16 protein-coding genes are annotated in these 18,139 nt (G+C 36.8%); 14 read left to right on the top strand and 2 right to left on the bottom strand.

Translation table 11 applies throughout. From position 1 onward, the window contains the following. Positions 1-102 precede the first annotated feature (102 nt). From mmsA to BN1875_RS13525, 8 genes are all read left to right on the top strand, one after another. Entirely contained in the window at positions 103-1,635 is a 1,533-nt protein-coding gene (mmsA, locus tag BN1875_RS04240) for a multiple monosaccharide ABC transporter ATP-binding protein (protein ID WP_048603620.1), read from the top strand. Position 1,636: 1 nt separating this feature from the next. Next, a complete protein-coding gene (gene mmsB / locus BN1875_RS04235) occupies positions 1,637-2,842 on the top strand; it encodes a multiple monosaccharide ABC transporter permease (protein ID WP_048603619.1) in 1,206 nt (401 codons plus the stop codon). Between the two features lie 12 nt (positions 2,843-2,854). Beyond that, complete coding sequence (locus BN1875_RS04230; RefSeq protein ID WP_048603618.1) at positions 2,855-3,193, top strand: PTS sugar transporter subunit IIB; 339 nt, start codon at positions 2,855-2,857, stop codon at positions 3,191-3,193. Positions 3,194-3,396: 203 nt separating this feature from the next. Continuing rightward, positions 3,397-4,473, top strand: a complete 1,077-nt coding sequence (locus BN1875_RS04225) for a GntR family transcriptional regulator (RefSeq protein WP_048603617.1) — start codon at positions 3,397-3,399, stop codon at positions 4,471-4,473. A 167-nt stretch (positions 4,474-4,640) separates the two neighbouring features. Next, positions 4,641-6,242, top strand: a complete 1,602-nt coding sequence (locus tag BN1875_RS04220) for a xylulokinase (protein ID WP_048603616.1) — start codon at positions 4,641-4,643, stop codon at positions 6,240-6,242. Between the two features lie 5 nt (positions 6,243-6,247). Further along, complete coding sequence (locus BN1875_RS04215; protein WP_048603615.1) at positions 6,248-6,949, top strand: L-ribulose-5-phosphate 4-epimerase; 702 nt, start codon at positions 6,248-6,250, stop codon at positions 6,947-6,949. Positions 6,950-6,963: 14 nt separating this feature from the next. Then, positions 6,964-8,388, top strand: coding sequence for an L-arabinose isomerase (gene araA / locus BN1875_RS04210; RefSeq protein WP_048603614.1), 1,425 nt, complete (start codon positions 6,964-6,966; stop codon positions 8,386-8,388). Positions 8,389-8,458: 70 nt separating this feature from the next. Continuing rightward, positions 8,459-8,605, top strand: coding sequence for a maltose acetyltransferase domain-containing protein (locus BN1875_RS13525; protein ID WP_082147241.1), 147 nt, complete (start codon positions 8,459-8,461; stop codon positions 8,603-8,605). A 709-nt stretch (positions 8,606-9,314) separates the two neighbouring features. On the opposite strand, the gene BN1875_RS04205 is transcribed toward BN1875_RS13525, so the two are convergent. Both BN1875_RS04205 and BN1875_RS13880 read right to left on the bottom strand, forming a co-directional pair. Beyond that, positions 9,315-10,100 (bottom strand): transcriptional regulator, encoded by a 786-nt coding sequence (locus BN1875_RS04205; RefSeq protein ID WP_231586062.1) that lies wholly within the window; start codon positions 10,098-10,100, stop codon positions 9,315-9,317. After that, positions 10,097-10,228 carry a hypothetical protein gene (locus BN1875_RS13880; RefSeq protein ID WP_261795773.1) on the bottom strand — a complete coding sequence of 44 codons (132 nt, stop codon included), beginning with the start codon at positions 10,226-10,228 and terminating at the stop codon, positions 10,097-10,099. The genes BN1875_RS04205 and BN1875_RS13880 overlap by 4 nt, the downstream gene beginning before the upstream one ends. Before the next feature lie 244 nt (positions 10,229-10,472). Between BN1875_RS13880 and BN1875_RS04200 the strand changes: the two genes are divergently transcribed. The 6 genes from BN1875_RS04200 to BN1875_RS04175 all read left to right on the top strand — a co-directional run bounded on the left by BN1875_RS04200 (position 10,473) and on the right by BN1875_RS04175 (position 18,072). Continuing rightward, entirely contained in the window at positions 10,473-11,753 is a 1,281-nt protein-coding gene (locus BN1875_RS04200) for an extracellular solute-binding protein (RefSeq protein ID WP_082147240.1), read from the top strand. 226 nt (positions 11,754-11,979) lie between these two features. Beyond that, a complete protein-coding gene (locus BN1875_RS04195; protein ID WP_048603713.1) occupies positions 11,980-12,894 on the top strand; it encodes a carbohydrate ABC transporter permease in 915 nt (304 codons plus the stop codon). Positions 12,895-12,910: 16 nt separating this feature from the next. Beyond that, positions 12,911-13,753: a carbohydrate ABC transporter permease gene (locus BN1875_RS04190; RefSeq protein ID WP_231586067.1), complete on the top strand. Its 843-nt coding sequence runs from the start codon at positions 12,911-12,913 to the stop codon at positions 13,751-13,753. 8 nt (positions 13,754-13,761) lie between these two features. Continuing rightward, entirely contained in the window at positions 13,762-14,193 is a 432-nt protein-coding gene (locus BN1875_RS04185) for a hypothetical protein (RefSeq protein WP_048603613.1), read from the top strand. Positions 14,194-14,405: 212 nt separating this feature from the next. Next, positions 14,406-16,211 carry a glycoside hydrolase family 2 protein gene (locus BN1875_RS04180; protein ID WP_048603612.1) on the top strand — a complete coding sequence of 602 codons (1,806 nt, stop codon included), beginning with the start codon at positions 14,406-14,408 and terminating at the stop codon, positions 16,209-16,211. A 91-nt stretch (positions 16,212-16,302) separates the two neighbouring features. Continuing rightward, positions 16,303-18,072, top strand: coding sequence for a glycoside hydrolase family 2 protein (locus tag BN1875_RS04175; protein ID WP_048603611.1), 1,770 nt, complete (start codon positions 16,303-16,305; stop codon positions 18,070-18,072). The last annotated feature ends 67 nt before the right edge of the window (positions 18,073-18,139 follow it).

The raw sequence follows: 18,139 nt of genomic DNA, 5'->3' as shown, positions 1-18,139 counted from the left end.
GGATCTGTTTTTGGATCCCTTCCAATTATTTTTGTAAGCCAGACAAATTCAAAGAGAAATTTTTATATATCCGTATTGTTAAATTTAGAGAGGGTGAATAAGGTGGCAGATTATATTCTGGAGATGAAGAATATTATTAAGGAATTTTCTGGTGTAAGAGCTCTGGACAACGTTAATCTACGAATAGCTCGGGGTGAAATCCATGCCTTATGCGGCGAAAATGGAGCCGGGAAATCAACGCTAATGAATGTGTTGAGTGGACTTTATCCATATGGTAGTTACGAAGGGGATATTATTTATGATGGAGAAATTTGTAAGTTCAAAGATTTAAGAAATAGTGAAGAAAAAGGAATTGTAATTATTCATCAAGAACTAGCTTTGAGTCCTTATTTATCAATTAAAGAGAATATTTTTTTGGGAAATGAACAGGCAAAACATGGCATTATTGATTGGGATATCACTGAGAAAAAAACAGAGAATTTATTAAAAACAGTTGGATTGAGGATCAATCCGAATACACTCGTTTCTCAAATTGGTGTCGGGCAGCAACAACTAGTTGAAATTGCTAAAGCATTCTCAAAATCAGTTCGTTTATTGATATTGGATGAACCAACAGCAGCGTTAAATGAGGAAGAGAGTGCAAATTTATTAGATTTAATTAAAGAATTTAAGAATCAAGGAATCACCTCAATTATTATTTCTCATAAATTAAATGAAATCGTTAGCATTGCTGATCGCATCACTATCTTACGAGATGGTCAGACGATTGAAACTCTGGAGAAAGATGTAATTTCAGAAGATCGAATTATTAGAGGAATGGTTGGGCGTGATTTAACAAATCGTTACCCAAACAGACAACCTGAAATTGGAGATGTGTATTTCAAAGTTGAGGATTGGACAGTCACACACCCCAATGATCCCTCAAGAATTATGAATGATCATATTAACATTGAAATTCGCAGTGGAGAAATAATCGGGATTGCTGGGTTAATGGGTGCGGGACGAACTGAGTTTGCAATGAGTGTTTTTGGTCATTCCTATGGGAATACCATCTCGGGTAAAGTTTTTAAAGAAGGAAAAGAAATTTCTGTTAAAGACGTTCCAACAGCAGTTCGGAATGGTCTAGCATACGTTTCAGAAGATCGTAAAGCATTAGGATTAAATCTGTTGATGGATATCCGAGAAAACACAACTATTGCAAGTCTTGGTAAGATCAGTAGTAATGGCATTTTGAATAAAGAAAAAGAGGTAACTGTTGCTGAAGATTACCGAAAAAAAATGCGTACGAAAACAAGTTCTATCTATCAAAATGTGGGAAGTTTAAGTGGCGGAAATCAACAAAAAGTAGTTTTAGCAAAATGGTTAATGACCGATCCTGATGTTTTGTTTTTAGATGAACCAACCCGGGGGATTGATGTCGGTGCGAAATATGAAATTTATACAGTTATTGAGGAAATGGCAGCTAGCGGAAAGGCAATATGTATAATTTCTTCTGAATTGCCAGAGATTCTAGGAATGTGCGATCGAATTTACACAATGAATGAAGGCCGTATTACTGGTGAAGTAGTAAGAAAAGATGCGAATCAAGAAGTTTTGATGAGTCTTATGACTATGGAAGAAGAGGACGTGATATAACATGGAAAATGTGGATAAAGTTTTGAATAAAAAGAAGAAAGAGAACGGGTTCAAAGCAAAAGCAACTGAGATTTTTAGTCATTACAGCATGGTAATAATCTTGGTCTTTCTTTTAATTATATTTCAGTTAATGACGGACGGAATCTTCTGGAGACCGCTGAATATTACAAATTTAGTTTTACAGAATAGTCATATTTTAGTCTTAGCCGCAGGTATGCTTTTAGTCGTATTATTAGGACATGTTGATTTATCTGTTGGATCTGTTATGGCATTTGTTGGTGCTGTTGCTGGCGTACTAATGGTTAATTACGATATTTCACCTTGGATTGCGGTACCTTTGTGTATTTTGATAGGAGCCGTGATAGGAGCATGGCAAGGCTTCTGGGTTGCATACATTGGAATTCCAGCGTTTATTGTGACTCTGGCTGGACTTTTGATGTTTCGTGGCTTGACTCAAGTAGTTCTAGGGGGACAATCCTTGGCACCATTTCCTAAGGTATTTCAAAAAATTTCAACTGGATATTTACCAGATGTAATGAGCGGTGATCATCTGCATATTTTGACCATGATTTTTGGGGTTATCATAGCAGCAATTTTAATTATTGGCCAGTGGCGTACACGTGAACGGAGAAAGAAAAATTTATTTGAAGTTGAAACGATCAATGCATTTTTCTTAAAAGCAATTTTTACAGGAATTGTTGTTATTGGTGTTTCATATATATTTGCAGCCTATCAAGGCTATCCAATTATTTTAATTATTTTAGGAGTAATCGTAGCTATTTACGGTTTTCTAACGAATAAAACTGTTGCTGGGCGTCAAATTTATGCGACAGGTGGAAATAGAAAAGCTGCTGAACTCTCTGGAATTAAGACAAAAAAGATTACTTTTTGGGTTTTTGTTAATATGGGCGGTATGGCAGCTTTAGCTGGCTTAATCTTGGCGGCACGATTAAATGCAGCAACACCGCAAGCAGGAAATTCGATGGAGTTGGATGCGATGGCTGCTGTGTATTTTGGTGGAGCCTCAACATCAGGTGGAATTGGAACAATAATGGGAGCAATCGTGGGTGGACTAGTAATGGGGGTACTCAACAACGGGATGTCCATTCTTGGTGTTGGAGTCGATTGGCAACAGGCAATTAAAGGTTTAATTTTACTTTTAGCTGTTGTACTCGATATCTATAATAAGAAAAAGAAAGTTTCTTAAGAAGGTGATAATATGACTGACAATAATTCTCCAAAAACTATTTTATTAATATGCACCGCAGGTATTACTACTGGTTTGCTTGTTAAGAATGTGCAACAAGCAGCCGATGAACAACAATTGAATGTGCATGTCTACTCTGCACCAGCAATTATTGCGGAGCAAATTATCCAAAACCAACAGGTAGATGCTTTATTAATTGGACCGCAGTCCAGATTTGAAGTAAATAGACTGCAAGATTTTTTAAATTTCAAGGCAGTACCATTTAGGTTAATTCGTAAAGAGGATTATGAAACTCTTGATGGAGAAGCTGTATTGAAGGAAAGTCTAAATTTGTTGCAAGGAATACTTTAACCTTTGTAAATTAGTGAGTTTGTTGAATTTTGAAAAAACCATAATTATCTTTACGGGATAAATATGGTTTTTTTGATTGGCAGATGAGAATAACGATAAGTAAAAAATTCACTATTCAGAAGAACAGTAATGCTAATGATTATTTGAAAAGCAGACTTCATTTGACTATAATAATTGTACGTACAATTATTAAGGAGAATAGAATGAATAAATCAAAATATCAAATAATAGCAGACGATATACGTTCTAAAATAATTACTAAAGAATTTTTAGTAGGAAGTGTTATTCCTCCAGAAGTGCAGCTACAAGAGGACTATCAGGTGAGTCGCCACACAGTACGCCAAGCAATCTCGGTTTTAGTGAACGAAGGATATTTAAGAAAAGAAAAGGGCTCTGGTACGTACGTTGAAAACGCCCTACAAGACAACTACAAAAAACTTCCAAATTCAAATGTGATTGGAGTGATAACAACTTATTTATCCGACTATATATTTCCCTCAATCATACGAGGAATTGAAAAAGAGCTAAGAGATAATGGGTATTCGTTATTGCTAGCAAGTACAAATAATGATATTTCACAAGAAAGACGTTGTCTGGAACAAATGCTTGAACAGCAAGTCGCAGGTCTAATTGTTGAACCAACCAAAAGTAATCAATATAATTCCAATCTGGACTATTATCTTGCAATTAAGGAACAAAATGTACCCATTGTTATGATCAATGCTGCTTATGAAGAATTGTCTCTTCCAGTTGTTTGTGTGGACGATGTCAAAGGGGGATTAGTAGCGACCAATCATTTAATTGAGCAAGGACACGAAAATCTTGCATTGATTACAAAAATTGACGATTTACAAGGAAAGTATCGTATGAAAGGCTTTATAAAAGCCCACGAAAATGCAAAAATAAAATTTCATTCAGAAAATATATTTACTTATAGTACTGAAACAGTAGAGGATGTATTAAAAGAGTTGCTTTTATTTTTGGAAAAAAATAGAGAAATTACAGGCATTGTTTGCTATAACGATGAAGTTGCTTACAAACTTATTCAAAATTTGATTGAAAATAATTTTAGAATCCCAGATGATTTTTCTATTGTAGGAAATGACGACTCTGTTATAAGTACAGCAAAGGAAATCCAATTAACCACACTCTCTCATCCAAAGGAACAGTTAGGAGTTATGGCCGCAAAATCAATTATTTCTGCTTTGCATGGTAAGGACATACAAGATCAGGTATTTGAACCTATGCTAGTAGTTAGAGATTCTGTAAGAAAAATATAGGATTATTCTAGGCAATAGTGGATAATCCAAATATTCAATTAAAGGAAATAGTTACACGAGAGCTAAGCACGGCTACGAATATTTGTACGTACTTATATTGATTTTTGTTGAAATGTACGTACAATGATGTTAAGATTAATCTGAAAAATAAAGGAGGGATTACGGCGGTGAAAGAAATGAACAGAGAAAATACAGTCCTAAAAAAAACAGCACTTGGTATTGAACTAGGATCAACCCGTATCAAGGCTGTGTTGATCGATGAAACATTTCAGCCAATAGCTTCGGGAAGTTTCGAATGGGAAAATCAGTTGGAAAATGGTATCTGGACTTATTCTACTGAAAACATTTGGAAGGGGTTACAGGTTGCTTACGCACGATTAAAAGCAGAGGTAGAAAAAAAATACAACACGCCTCTGACTACGATTGGTGCAATCGGCTTTTCAGCTATGATGCATGGGTACTTGGCCTTTGATGCACAAGATCAATTGCTGATTCCTTTTCGTACATGGCGAAATGCCATCACGGCAGAAGCAGAGGAAAAACTAACAGAAGTTTTTCATTATAATATTCCTCAACGATGGAGTATCGCTCATTTGTATCAAGCCATTTTAAATAAAGAAGAACATGTCAAGGACGTTTCCTTTTTGACTACATTAGCGGGCTATGTCCATTGGCAGCTAACTGGAGAGAAAGTTTTGGGTATTGGAGATGCTTCAGGGATGTTTCCGATAGATATACATGAAAAAAATTACGATCAGAAAAAGATCGATCAATTTCATGCTTTGATTCCTGCATCCCTTGAACTAAATTTGTCTAAAGTCTTACCAAAAGTGCTCTTAGCTGGAGAAAGTGCTGGAACATTAACCCAAGCAGGGGCTTTGCTGCTTGATCCAACAGGAACTTTACAGCCGGGAATTCCTCTGTGTCCGCCAGAAGGTGATGCAGGAACGGGAATGGTGGCAACCAATAGTGTAGCGCCACGCAGCGGAAATGTATCCGCAGGGACTTCTGCCTTTGCCATGATCGTTTTGGAACAAGACTTGGTTAATGTTTATCCAGAAATTGACTTAGTGACCACGCCTTCTGGGGATTTAGTGGCAATGGTCCACACAAATAATTGTTCTTCCGATCTTAATGCGTGGGCATCTTTGTTTAAAGAATTCGGTGATTTAGTAGGCGTTGAGTTAAGTTCTGACAAGCTATATCAACTGCTCTTTGAAAAAGCTTTACAAGCAGATCTTGATAGTGGAAAATTACTTTCTTTTGGTTATTATTCTGGTGAAAATATTACTAAGATGACGGAAGGGCGACCATTATTTGTTCGGCTACCGACTAGTGAATTTACACTGGCTAATTTTATGTATACTCACCTTGCAAGTGCGTTTGGAGCTATGAGAATTGGTATGGATATCTTAAAGAAAGAGAAGATCCATCTGGATAAACTTGTTGGTCACGGTGGTATTTTCAAGACACCTGAGGTAGGGCAACGAATCTTAGCCTCTGCGATGGAAGCTCCTGTTACGGTCATGGACACTGCGGGTGAAGGTGGTGCATGGGGAATTGCTCTGTTAGCAGCCTTTGTAAAGCAATCCGCAAGTAAAACATTGGCAGAATTTTTGGAAGAGACAGTTTTTGCTCAGTCAAACGAAAGTACAATTGCACCAACAAAAGAAGATTTACAGCGGTATGAGATTTTTATTGATCGATATAAAAATGGCTTGCCGATTGAACAATCTGCTCTTGAAGCACTGGCTATGAAGGAGGAATAAATCAAATGTTGGAAGCATTAAAAGAAAAGGTCTTTCAAGCTAATCTTGCTTTACCAAAACACGGATTAATCAAGTATACCTGGGGGAATGTTTCAGAAATTGATCGGGATGCCGGCTTATTTGTGATCAAACCAAGCGGTGTTGATTATGACAAAATGTCAGTAAATGACATGGTAGTTTGTGATTTAGAGGGAAATGTAGTAGAAGGAGATTTAAATCCATCTTCTGATACGCCTACCCATGCTGTTTTGTATCAAAAATTTCCTGAAATTGGTGGGATTGTCCACACCCACTCAACTTGGGCAACGATTTGGGCGCAGGCAGGATTGGATTTACCGGCAATGGGAACGACTCATGCCGATACTTTTTACGGTTCGGTTCCTTGTGCACGTTTTTTAACCCAAGAAGAGATTGATCGTGGGTATGAAGCAGAAACAGGGCATGTAATTGTTGAAACTTTTAATGAACGGAAAATTAAACCTCTTGAAATTCCTGGGGTGCTATTACACGGTCACGGACCGTTTACTTGGGGAAAAGATGCAGATAGCGCAGTGATGAACGCAGTAGTTCTTGATGAAGTAGCTAAGATGAATCTTTTTGCACGGCAATTAAATAGTTTTGCAGAGGAATTACCGCAACGAATTTTGGATAAACATTATTTACGCAAACATGGAAAAGACGCGTATTATGGACAAAATAATCATTAAAGGAGATTGAGAAAATGTTGAAACTTGAAAAAAAAGAATTTTGGTTTGTCGTGGGATCACAGCACCTGTATGGTGAAGAAGCCTTAGCAGAAGTGAAAAAAGATGCACAAAAAATCGCGGATGGGTTGAATGCGAGTGGGAAACTGCCTTATCCGATCGTGTTACAAGAATTGGCAGTAACGCCGGAAACAATCACCAAGATAATGAAAGAAGTCAATTACCGGGATGAAGTTGCCGGTGTGATTACTTGGATGCATACTTTTTCTCCAGCTAAAATGTGGATTCGCGGCACAAAGTTATTGCAAAAACCTCTTTTGCATTTAGCTACACAATTTAATGAAAGCATTCCATGGGAGACAATTGATATGGATTTCATGAATCTGAATCAATCTGCGCATGGAGACCGTGAATATGGATTTATCAATGCACGATTAAAGAAACAAAATAAAGTTGTTGTCGGTTATTGGAAAAGAGCAGAGGTTCAAGAGCAACTGGCTGATTGGATGGATGTTGCTGTAGCATTTAATGAAAGCTTTGAAATTAAAGTGGCTCGTTTTGGTGACAATATGCGAAACGTTGGGGTAACTGAAGGGGATAAAGTCGAAGCACAAATTCAATTTGGCTGGACCGTGGACTACTTCGGTATCGGTGATTTGGTCCAAGTTGTCGATGCGGTTACAGAAGAAGAAGTGAACGCACTATTTGAAGAATATCGTGAGCTGTATGACTTTGATTATGGGGATTATGACCAAGAGGTTTGGGAGCAGCATGTAAAAGTTCAAGCTCGCCAAGAAATCGGAATTCGTCGTTTTCTAGAAAATGGTAAGTACAATGCATTTACAACGAACTTTGAAGATCTTTATGGGATGCAACAACTTCCGGGATTGGCAGTTCAACGATTGATGGCAGAAGGGTATGGTTTTGCCGGTGAAGGAGACTGGAAGACAGCTGCTATTGATCGCTTGATGAAAATCATGGCTCATAATAAGCAGACTGGCTTTATGGAAGATTATACTTATGAGTTTGCTGCAGGAAAAGAAGCTATTTTACAATCTCATATGATGGAAGTTGATCCAACGCTTGCTGTAAATAAACCAAAAATTGTTGTTTCACCACTTTCAATGGGAAATCGCGAAGATCCTGCTCGGTTAGTGTTTGATGGAAAAGGTGGCGAAGGTGTTGTCGTTTCGATGGCAGATTTTGGTACGCATTATAAGTTGTTAATAAATGAAGTAAGTGCATTCGAACCAACAGAAGCTGCACCAAAATTACCTGTTGCACGAGTAATGTGGACACCAAAACCTACTTTCCATGATGGAATAAAAGCTTGGATTCAAACTGGTGGAGGACATCATACGGTTGTCTCACTAAACTTGACCTCTGATCAAATTGAAACATGGGCGAAACTAGTTGGATTGGAATTTGTGACGATTAAATAGAAATATTACAGGATAGTAAACAGTGATAGGCTGGCTATCCTGTTTTTTAACGAATAGAGGTGTGTTGAGAATGGAATCTGAGGTAGAGAAGATGATTGCTGGAGAACTGTACCATCAAACGGATGAACTTTTACAAATTCGATTGAACTTAAGAGACAAATTGTATGAATATAACCACTGTCACCCGAGGGAAATAGAAAAAAGAGAGCGTTTTTAATTGTGAAACTCGCGATTTACATTAAGTTGGAAAAATAAGATATTCTCGTTTACAATGACGTCACTCAGTACTTGGTTTAAATCGTGTTGAAAGAACGAATGGCTCATGTTTCTTGATTGTACGTAAATTAACAAAATCTTTTATTGTCTGTGGAAAAATCAATTTATGACAAAGCATTGATTGCTTAGCTAGTTATGATCCAATAAGATTATATGTTAGATGTTTATCAAAATTTTTTGTTTTTTGGTAATTGATTGGACTGTTTTAAAATGTTGTACTATGATGGAGTTTTTTATACTCAGTTACAATTATTTGGATCTGGAAAAACTGCGATAACCTCGAAAAAAGAAGATTCGTCACTTAACTCACTAACAACTTCGCAGTCTTTTTGACAAGCTAAGTATCAATCAGCCTAAAGTGATTCTCGATGAATTCATGAGAATTTTTGGTTTTCTTTTTCGTGATTCTGTACAGTAATAACGTATATAACTTTATAAATCGATTACTTAAAAAATGTGAATAGTCCAAAGAAAATTTACCAGAAGAATGTCCTGGACAGACGCACTTAGATTTGTTTAAAGAGTCTTCTGCACTAGTCTTTTCTGAGAAAGAAACGATTATACGAATGTATAAAAGAAAAAGGAATATAATCAGGATTGCTGAATTTCCATCAAGCACATAGATAGCAGAAGAATCAAGAATGAGAAGTCTAGTCTTTATTCAAATAATAAGTGTTGATAATGATATCTTGGTTGTGATTTCCGAATCCCTTCCCAAAAAGAGTCATTCCACCTTTATTGGTTGCATCTGGTTCCACAGCTAAACGGAGTTTAATGAAGGGCTGCTTATTTAGCTCCAAGTCGTCAATTGTAATAGGAGAGTATGCTTCGCCATCAATACCAGTGTCAATTTTGTTAATTCGTATATGTTTTAATAAACCATATTGGCTAAAATTGTCATCCCACCATTTTGGCGTATAGCGTCCACGGGTATCAGAAAAATTACCGGGAACGGTATAGACGGCTACTAAAATGTCATTTACATAAATTGAAATATCACTAGGCCAAACATTATTGGATAGAGGAAATTCTGAAGCAATTTCAAAAATGATTTCTAGCATGTTGGGTTCTTCATATTCTGCCAACATGTTTGGAATTTTATATTCTACAAAGCCTTCATTGAACCACAATAAACCGGCATCCACCCGGCGAGCATCCATAAAGTATTTTGGATCATCTGCTTTACCAACCACTTCTTTTACTGTAGCCAGTCCACAGGTAGGAATAACAGAAAAGTCTACAAAATGTCCTAATTTCAAATGAGTTTGATGTAATTGATAACCTAGGTATATTTTTTCTGGAAATGTAATGTGGATATCATCAATTTTCAAGAAAACCATTTTTTTGTTTCTGTTCGCACCTACTCCGCGTTCGGAATTAAGCAATCCGGCATCTTCCATCTGTTGAACGTGACGGGTGACAATTGCATTACTCATACCAAGGTATTCGGCAATTTCGCCAATACTTTTTTTCTATTTCCGATAAAATTTAAAATTTTTAGGCGCGTCTCACTGGCTAAACATTCATAGACGGGCAAGGAATGAGGTTCTAAGTCTAGTTCCATGATAATTGCATCTCCTTTTAACTAAAAAGTAAAACGATTATATGTTTTCCTTATTATAGTACGCAACACATTTAACTGTAAAGTTGTTTTTGATAAACTTCTGTATAAAGCCGTTGACAGCGCTTGCAAATATTGCTAATTTATATATGTACTCAGATATATGAGCGAAAATATACTTATTGGTTAAATTGATAAAAAAGTTTTTTTGTATAATTTAACTAAAAAGTAAAATGGAGGGAAAGAAATGAACATCAAGAAATTAGCGGGAGCGGTATTGTTAACTGGTGCAAGTTTTGTGTTACTGACAGGTTGTGGTGGAGGAAGTTCAAGTTCTGGAGGATCTTCAAGCAACAGCAAAAATGAAATTACTTTTTGGAATCCGTTTGTTGGTGCTGATGGTGACAATATGAAAAAGATGATTGACGATTACAACAAAACCAATCCAGATTTCAAAGTTAAAAACGTCTCTCTTAAAGAATCTGACATGTACACTAAAATTCCTACGGTTGTGAACTCAGGCAAGAATATTCCTGATTTGAATATTGTTCATGCTGAACGTATCAAGCAGTACAAAGATAACGATATGTTGGAAACTTATGACAATATTTTGAAAGATTTTCCGGATATTAACGAGGATAATTACGTATCTGAAGCATGGAATTTAGGTGAAATTGATGGTGTTCGTTACAGCGTACCTTTAGATATCCATAGCTGGGGGGTTTATTACAACAAAGAATTATTGAATAAGTATCTACCAACGGCGCTAGATGACAATATTATTACTTTTGATGAAATTGAAGAAATTGGCGAGAAAGCAGAAGCAGATGGAGTACGGGGACTAGGAATCACTTGGGCAAAACCAAACTTCCTTTCGTTGTTCTTGCAAGAAGGTGGACAACTAACCGAAGATGGTACCACGCCAACATTAGATACGGATGCTACAAAGAAAGCAATGCAACGTTATGCTGATATGTATAAAGAAAAGTTGACGACGAGAGATGGAGAAGATCCTGCGCAGCTATTCCTAGCCGGTAAGATGGTGCTTTATCCAGAAGGGATTTGGATGCGTAATCAAGTAAAAGAAGCTAAGTTTGAGTGGGGATTAACAAACTCGCCACAATTAAGTGAAGATCTTTCAACTGCTATTAACTGGGCATCTTCTCACCAATTTGTAATGTTTAAGAATAAAGATCGCTCCGAAGAAAAGACAAAAGGTATCATGGAATTCTTAGAATGGGTACGGACAAACTCTTTAGAATGGGCGAAAGCGGGTCAAAACCCAGCAACCTTAGATCTGTTAGATAATAGTGAATATACAGATATGGAACAATCTTTCTTCTTGAGTACACCGGAAGAACAGGCAACCTTGAAAATCTTTGATTACAAATATAACGGATACGTGGCGGAATATCTAGATGCCCATGCACTAGACGTTGTATTTGGTAAAATGACAGTTGATGATTTTGCAGCAAATATGCAAAAAGAAGTAGCGGACAAAGTAGCCAAAGACAGCTCTGGAAAGTAAGACTGTTCAAGGAAACTTAGTCTGAGGTAGAAAACTCCAAACTATATCAAAATAGGGAATCTACAGTCTTAAAGGAGATTGATAAATAGATTGATATTTAGATAGTTTGGGGTATTTCTGTCTTTGAGAAACATACTATGTAGTAACTTCAGGATTTATCCTAGGCCATCCTACCGACTAGATTGGTCTCCGTACACATGAATGGAAAGGAAATAAAAACTATATGATGGCGACGAATAGTAATACGTCTATAGCTTCAAACACAGGGAAGCATGGACACAAAAAGCTGATACCTTGGTTATTTATTGCACCACATCTAATTATTTTTATCATTTTCTTTTTGATTCCGGTTATCTTCGGAATTTATGTATCGTTCACTGATTGGGATTTATTCGGTTCTCCAACTTTTATTGGACTGGATAACTATAAGGAATTGTTTTTTAATAAAGATTCCACTTTCTATGAACAGTTGCGTATTGGATTAGTAAACACGTTTAAGTTTGTTCTTTTCTCCGTACCGTTTTGTATTGCAGTTCCTTTACTTTTAGCGGCGGCTTTAAATACAAAACCAAAACTTGGGAAAATATTTCAATCAATTTTCTACATGCCCTCTTTATTTGCCATTTCGGCAGTTGTAATCATTTGGACATTAATTTTCAATGTTAACTATGGTCCAATTAACACCATGTTGAACTCCGATATTCCTTGGACCAGTACTCAACCCTATGCTTGGATGACGTTAGTCGTAATCACAGTATGGTGGACGATTGGAGGAAATATGGTCATCTATCAAGCAGCTTTGAATGGAATATCAAAAGACTTTTATGAAGCAGCAGATATTGACGGAGCCAGTTCTTTTCAAAAATTTATGAAAATCACTTTACCAGCCATCAAAGGGCAGATTCTTTATACCTTGGTGATGACTACTATTGCTCAGTTTAATATCTATGGACAACCTTTGATGCTGACAGGTGGTGGCCCAACCAACTCTACTCGTGTACTTTTGATGTATATCCAACAAAACGCTTTTGGTTCAGGTCAATCAATTGCTGGAATTGCATCGGCTATGGCAGTTATTTTAGGGATTTGTATTATGATTGTGTCGGCGATTCAGTTTAAATTGTTACGAAAAGAAGATTAGGAGGGAATTTAAGGTGATAAAACATAAAAAAATATCAGTTCCACGGATAGTGGCCTTTTTATTCTTGATAGCCATGGCTTGCATTTGGATTATACCATTAGCCTATGGAGTGCTGACTTCCTTTAAGTCAGAAATGGAATTAATGACATCTGGATTTAAAATTATGCCAATCGAATGGGTGTTGACAAATTATCAAGAACTGTTGATGAATAATACGAGTACCCCTTTGGTTCGTTGGTTTATGAATTCACTGGTCATCTCTGTTTCTCATACTGTGTTGGTATTGGTTGTTGTATCCCTATCTGCCTTTGCTTACAGTCGTTTGCAGTTTAAAGGGAAGAACGCTTTATTCTCATTTTTACTGGCCACTATGATGTTTCCAAGTGTGGTGAATTTGATTCCTTTGTATAAGATTGTTGATATTTTAGGTTGGGTCAACACTCCTCTTGCAATGATTGTACCTGGAGCAGCTGGCGTTTTTAATATTTTCTTGGTGAAACAATTTATGGATAACATCCCTAAAGACTTTGATGAGGCAGCTCAAATTGATGGTGCAAGTGAAGGAACGATTTTCTTTCGTATTATATTACCTCTAATTAAGCCAGTTTTACTTGTTGTTGCGTTGTTTGCTTTTACTGGTTCATGGAATGATTTTCTCTGGCCATCTATTGTTTTTAATGATATTGAAAAAATGCCGATAACCTCTGGCTTACAATTGCTACAGGGAATGTATGCTGCCAAACCTACTTTATTAATGGCTGGAGCTTTAATTGCTATCGTCCCAACCTTTATCCTGTATCTATTTGCACAGAAATACTTTTTACAATCTATGTCATTGTCTGCTGGTGTGAAAGGATGAGTTAGAAAATGAATCGAAAAGTAGAACGACGAATGATGACTGTTATGGGAATTTGGCAAATTATTGATGGCTTGGTGACTATTTTGTACTTTGGTTTTTATAAACTAGCTCCTCTCAGTGGCAAGATGGGGGTGCATGCAAGCGATCAAGCGGTTCAATCTTTCAATAGCAGTATGTTCACTTTAACCTGTACCTTTGGTTCATTATTAATTGGATTAGGAATTTTTAACCTAATAATAGCCAAACGTTACCTAAAGAATGGTCAACTAGCTAAAAAATTTGGCTTTTTCTTTTTAGGACAGGGTTTATTCTCCTATTTTATTTTAGACATTCCTTCTGTGATATTAGGAATTGCAGCTGGTGTCGTTTATTTTGCCAAAACCAAAGCATTAAAGCGTGCTGTTTGTGTTAATGGTCAGGTCAGTATTGAACGAAAATGATGTGTAACAATTTTAGGATAGAGACACCTAGTACAATTTTTATGAAAAAAGTAACAAAGTGTGACTCTTTTATACAAACTATCATGGTAATAGACAAGTCGAATTGGAGAAGCTACTAACAATTTGGAGAAATAAACTTTTTCAGATGGGTAAATGAAGCTTCCTAGTCAGACTTCGATTTTATGACCATTTATGGAAGGAAGTAAAATTAAATGAGAAATGAGTACCCCCGCCCGCAGTTTGTAAGAGAAAACTGGTTGAGTTTGAATGGTCAGTGGGCATTTGCTTTTGATGATGAAAATTTGGGGAAACGCGAAAAATGGTTTTCTGAGTCAATAGAATTTAATCAAAAAATTCAGGTTCCTTTTGTTTATCAAGCAAAGTTAAGTGGTATTAATAGCCAGGAAATTCACGACATTGTTTGGTATAAAAAAGAATTTGAATGGTCAGTAAAAAAGAACAGTCGATGCTTATTACATTTTGGAGCAGTCGATTACCAGGCAGAAGTATATGTAAACGGTTTACTCGCAGGAGTTCACGTTGGTGGACATACATCTTTTACATTAGATATTACAGATTTAGTGAAAGATTCCGACAATCAGCTAACTGTTCGTGTTGAAGATTTTCATGACAGTGAAGAAATCCCGAGAGGAAAACAGTTTTGGCAATCAAAATCTGCGGGTATCTGGTATACCAATACTGTAGGTATCTGGCAATCCGTTTGGTTAGAGCCAGTGAACAAATCATATATTGAAACAGTGAAATATACTCCGGATCTTGATGAGGGAACGGTAGAAATCGCTGTGAAAGTAAACCAACCGACGAAAAATTTGTTACTTAAATATCAAATCTTCTTCAAAAAGGAATTATTGACGGAAGACACAGTCAAAGGAATAGGAAAAGAAGTTCATCGTAAAATAGATATCTATAGCAAAAAAATCTTCCGTAGCAATTTTCATGATAATGGTTGGACTTGGTCCCCGGACAGTCCTAATTTATTTGACGTTCAATTGGTTTTGATGGATCAACAAGAAAATTTGTTAGATAAAGTAACTTCTTATTTTGGTATGCGAAAAGTCCACACAGAAAATGGAATGGTTTTTTTAAACAATCATCCGTTCTATCAAAAACTGGTGTTGGATCAAGGGTATTGGCCAGAAGGGCTGTTGACAGCTCCGACTGATGAAGATTTCAAAAAAGACATTCAATTGTCTAAGGATATGGGTTTTAATGGCTGTCGGAAGCATCAAAAAGTGGAGGATCCCCGTTTCTTATATTGGGCTGACCAAATGGGGTACATCGTTTGGGGGGAATGCGCTTCTACTGTGTCTTATTCCACTAGTGCTGTAGCTAATTTAACTAAAGAATGGCTTGAAATTGTAGAACGAGATTACAATCATCCTTCAATTTTGACTTGGGTACCGTTAAATGAAAGCTGGGGAATCCCAGAAGTTCACCATGATAAGCAGCAGCAGAACTTCTCGCAAGGTATTTATCATCTTCTTCACGCATTAGATCGTACACGTTTGGTAATTTCTAATGATGGTTGGGAAATGACTGATACGGACATCTGTGCTATCCACAATTATTCTCATGGGCAAAAAGCAGAAATTAAAAAATATCAACATTTCAAGGATACACTAGCTAATGTAGAGGGATTGATTCATATGCCTCCCGGTAAATGGTCAATATTTGCAGATGGTTTTGAATATCAAGGGCAGCCAATTCTTCTGACAGAATTTGGCGGTATCGGTTATAAAGTTGGCGGACAAGTTGGTTGGGGCTATACCACTGTTGAAAATGAAGAGCAATATTTAGAAGACTATAGTCGTATTATGGAGGCGATTTATGCTTCAAAAGCATTATGGGGTTATTGTTATACACAACTTACAGATGTAGAACAAGAGATCAACGGTTTGTTGACTTATGATCGTCAACCTAAGGTCAATTTGGCACGAATAAAAGAAATCAATGATCAATATTTTCCAGAAAGAATAAATCTACGAGGACAATGGTAATGTGCAATTAGAACTATGTCATATAACATGATTGATAAAATAAATTAGTAATGAGAAAAATCAAAGAATCGATAGGGAGCGTACGACAAACATGATGGTAAAACGAAAACTTCATCCCCGTCCACAATTTATTCGAGAAAATTGGACTTCATTGGATGGACAATGGGACTTCAAGTTTGATGATAAGAATATTGGATTATTGGAGCACTGGCAGAAGGGATTTTCTAAAGAGCAAACGATTATTGTTCCATTTACTTATGAAACGAAGGCTAGTGGAATTCATAAAGAAGAACAACACTCGGTGGTTTGGTATCAGAAAAATTTTAAGGCAGAACAAGCAGATAAACTGTTGACGCTGAACTTTGAAGGGGTGGATTACGAAACTACTGTATGGATAAATGGTCATTTGGTAGGGGCTCACCGCGGAGCTTATGAACGATTTTCATTTGATATTTCTCGCTGGGTTACAGCTGGTGAAAACTTAATTACCTTAAGGGCGGAAGATTCATTGGATTGTGAACAACCTAGAGGAAAGCAACGATGGAAAAAAGACAATTTTGGTTGCTGGTATGTACAAACTACTGGGATATGGAAATCTGTTTGGTTAGAAGAGCGTATGACGTCTGTTTCACTGGAGTTGGTGAAAATCACACCAGATTTAGATGCAGATCAAGTAGTCTTTCGGCCTAGAGTTCTTTCGCCTATAGACCTTGAAGAAAAATTAGTTTTTGAAGCAATAGTGACGTTTTCAGGAGAAGTTGTTAATAGAATTCGAGACAGTTTGAATCAAAATATGCAAGCTTTTGCGCTTGATACCCGACTTAGAGAAGATCCTTGTTGGGGAACCAAAGTTTGGTGGCCGAATGAACCAAATCTCTATGATGTTACCTTCCGACTTTATAATGAAAAGGGTAATCTATTAGATGAAATAAGCAGCTATTTCGGAATGCGTAAGATACATATTCAAAATGGGCAAGTTTTGCTGAATAATACTACCTTGTATCAACGATTAATTTTGGATCAAGGCTATTGGCCTGAATCTTCCATCACACCACCATCAGTTGAAGCTTTGGAGGTAGATATTCACCGTATCAAAGAATTAGGTTATAATGGCTTGCGAAAACACCAAAAATTAGAAGATGAGCGTTTCTTGTATCTGTGTGATGTCATGGGTATGTTGGTATGGAGTGAAATGCCTTCCACGTATACTTTTAATGATATTGCTATGGAGAATTTTATTGCTGAGTGGCAGGCAATTGTGAAACAATACTACAACCATCCAAGCATTATCACATGGGTGCCGTTTAATGAATCATGGGGAATCAAAGATATTGCCCATAACAAAGAACAACAGGCTTTTACTGAAACCGTTTATCATCTGACGAAGGCCTACGATAAAGAACGTCCAGTGATTACCAATGACGGATGGGTCCACACAATTTCTGATATTTTAACTCTTCATGACTATGAAGAGTATGGAGAGGTGCTGGCTGCACGCTATGCGGACAAAGATGCCATAGTCAATAATGATATTCAATTCAATAAAGATTTTTACGCTTTTGCAGATGGCTATAACTATCAAGATCAACCAATCATTATTTCTGAATTTGGTGGGATTGCTTTCTCAACTTCAAAAAAAGAGGAATGGGGTTATGGTCATCAAGTGAAAAATGACGAGGAATTTATGGATCGTTTTGATAAAGTCCATCAAGCGGTGCAAGATTTACCTTATGTGGTCGGCTATTGTTATACTCAACTGACAGACGTAGAACAAGAAATAAACGGTCTGTTAGATGTCAATCGGAAACCTAAACTAGCAGTTCCCCAAATTGCAGCAATTAATGAACGTCGCCTAAAATAACGGATTGTTAGCAATGGGACTGAAATATAGATAGAGCCACTGACCTGTGTGGTGCTGGCTCTATTTG

The organism is Enterococcus massiliensis (genome assembly GCF_001050095.1).
Taxonomy (GTDB): domain Bacteria; phylum Bacillota; class Bacilli; order Lactobacillales; family Enterococcaceae; genus Enterococcus_C; species Enterococcus_C songbeiensis.
This window is presented reverse-complemented; position numbering and strand designations above follow the sequence as displayed.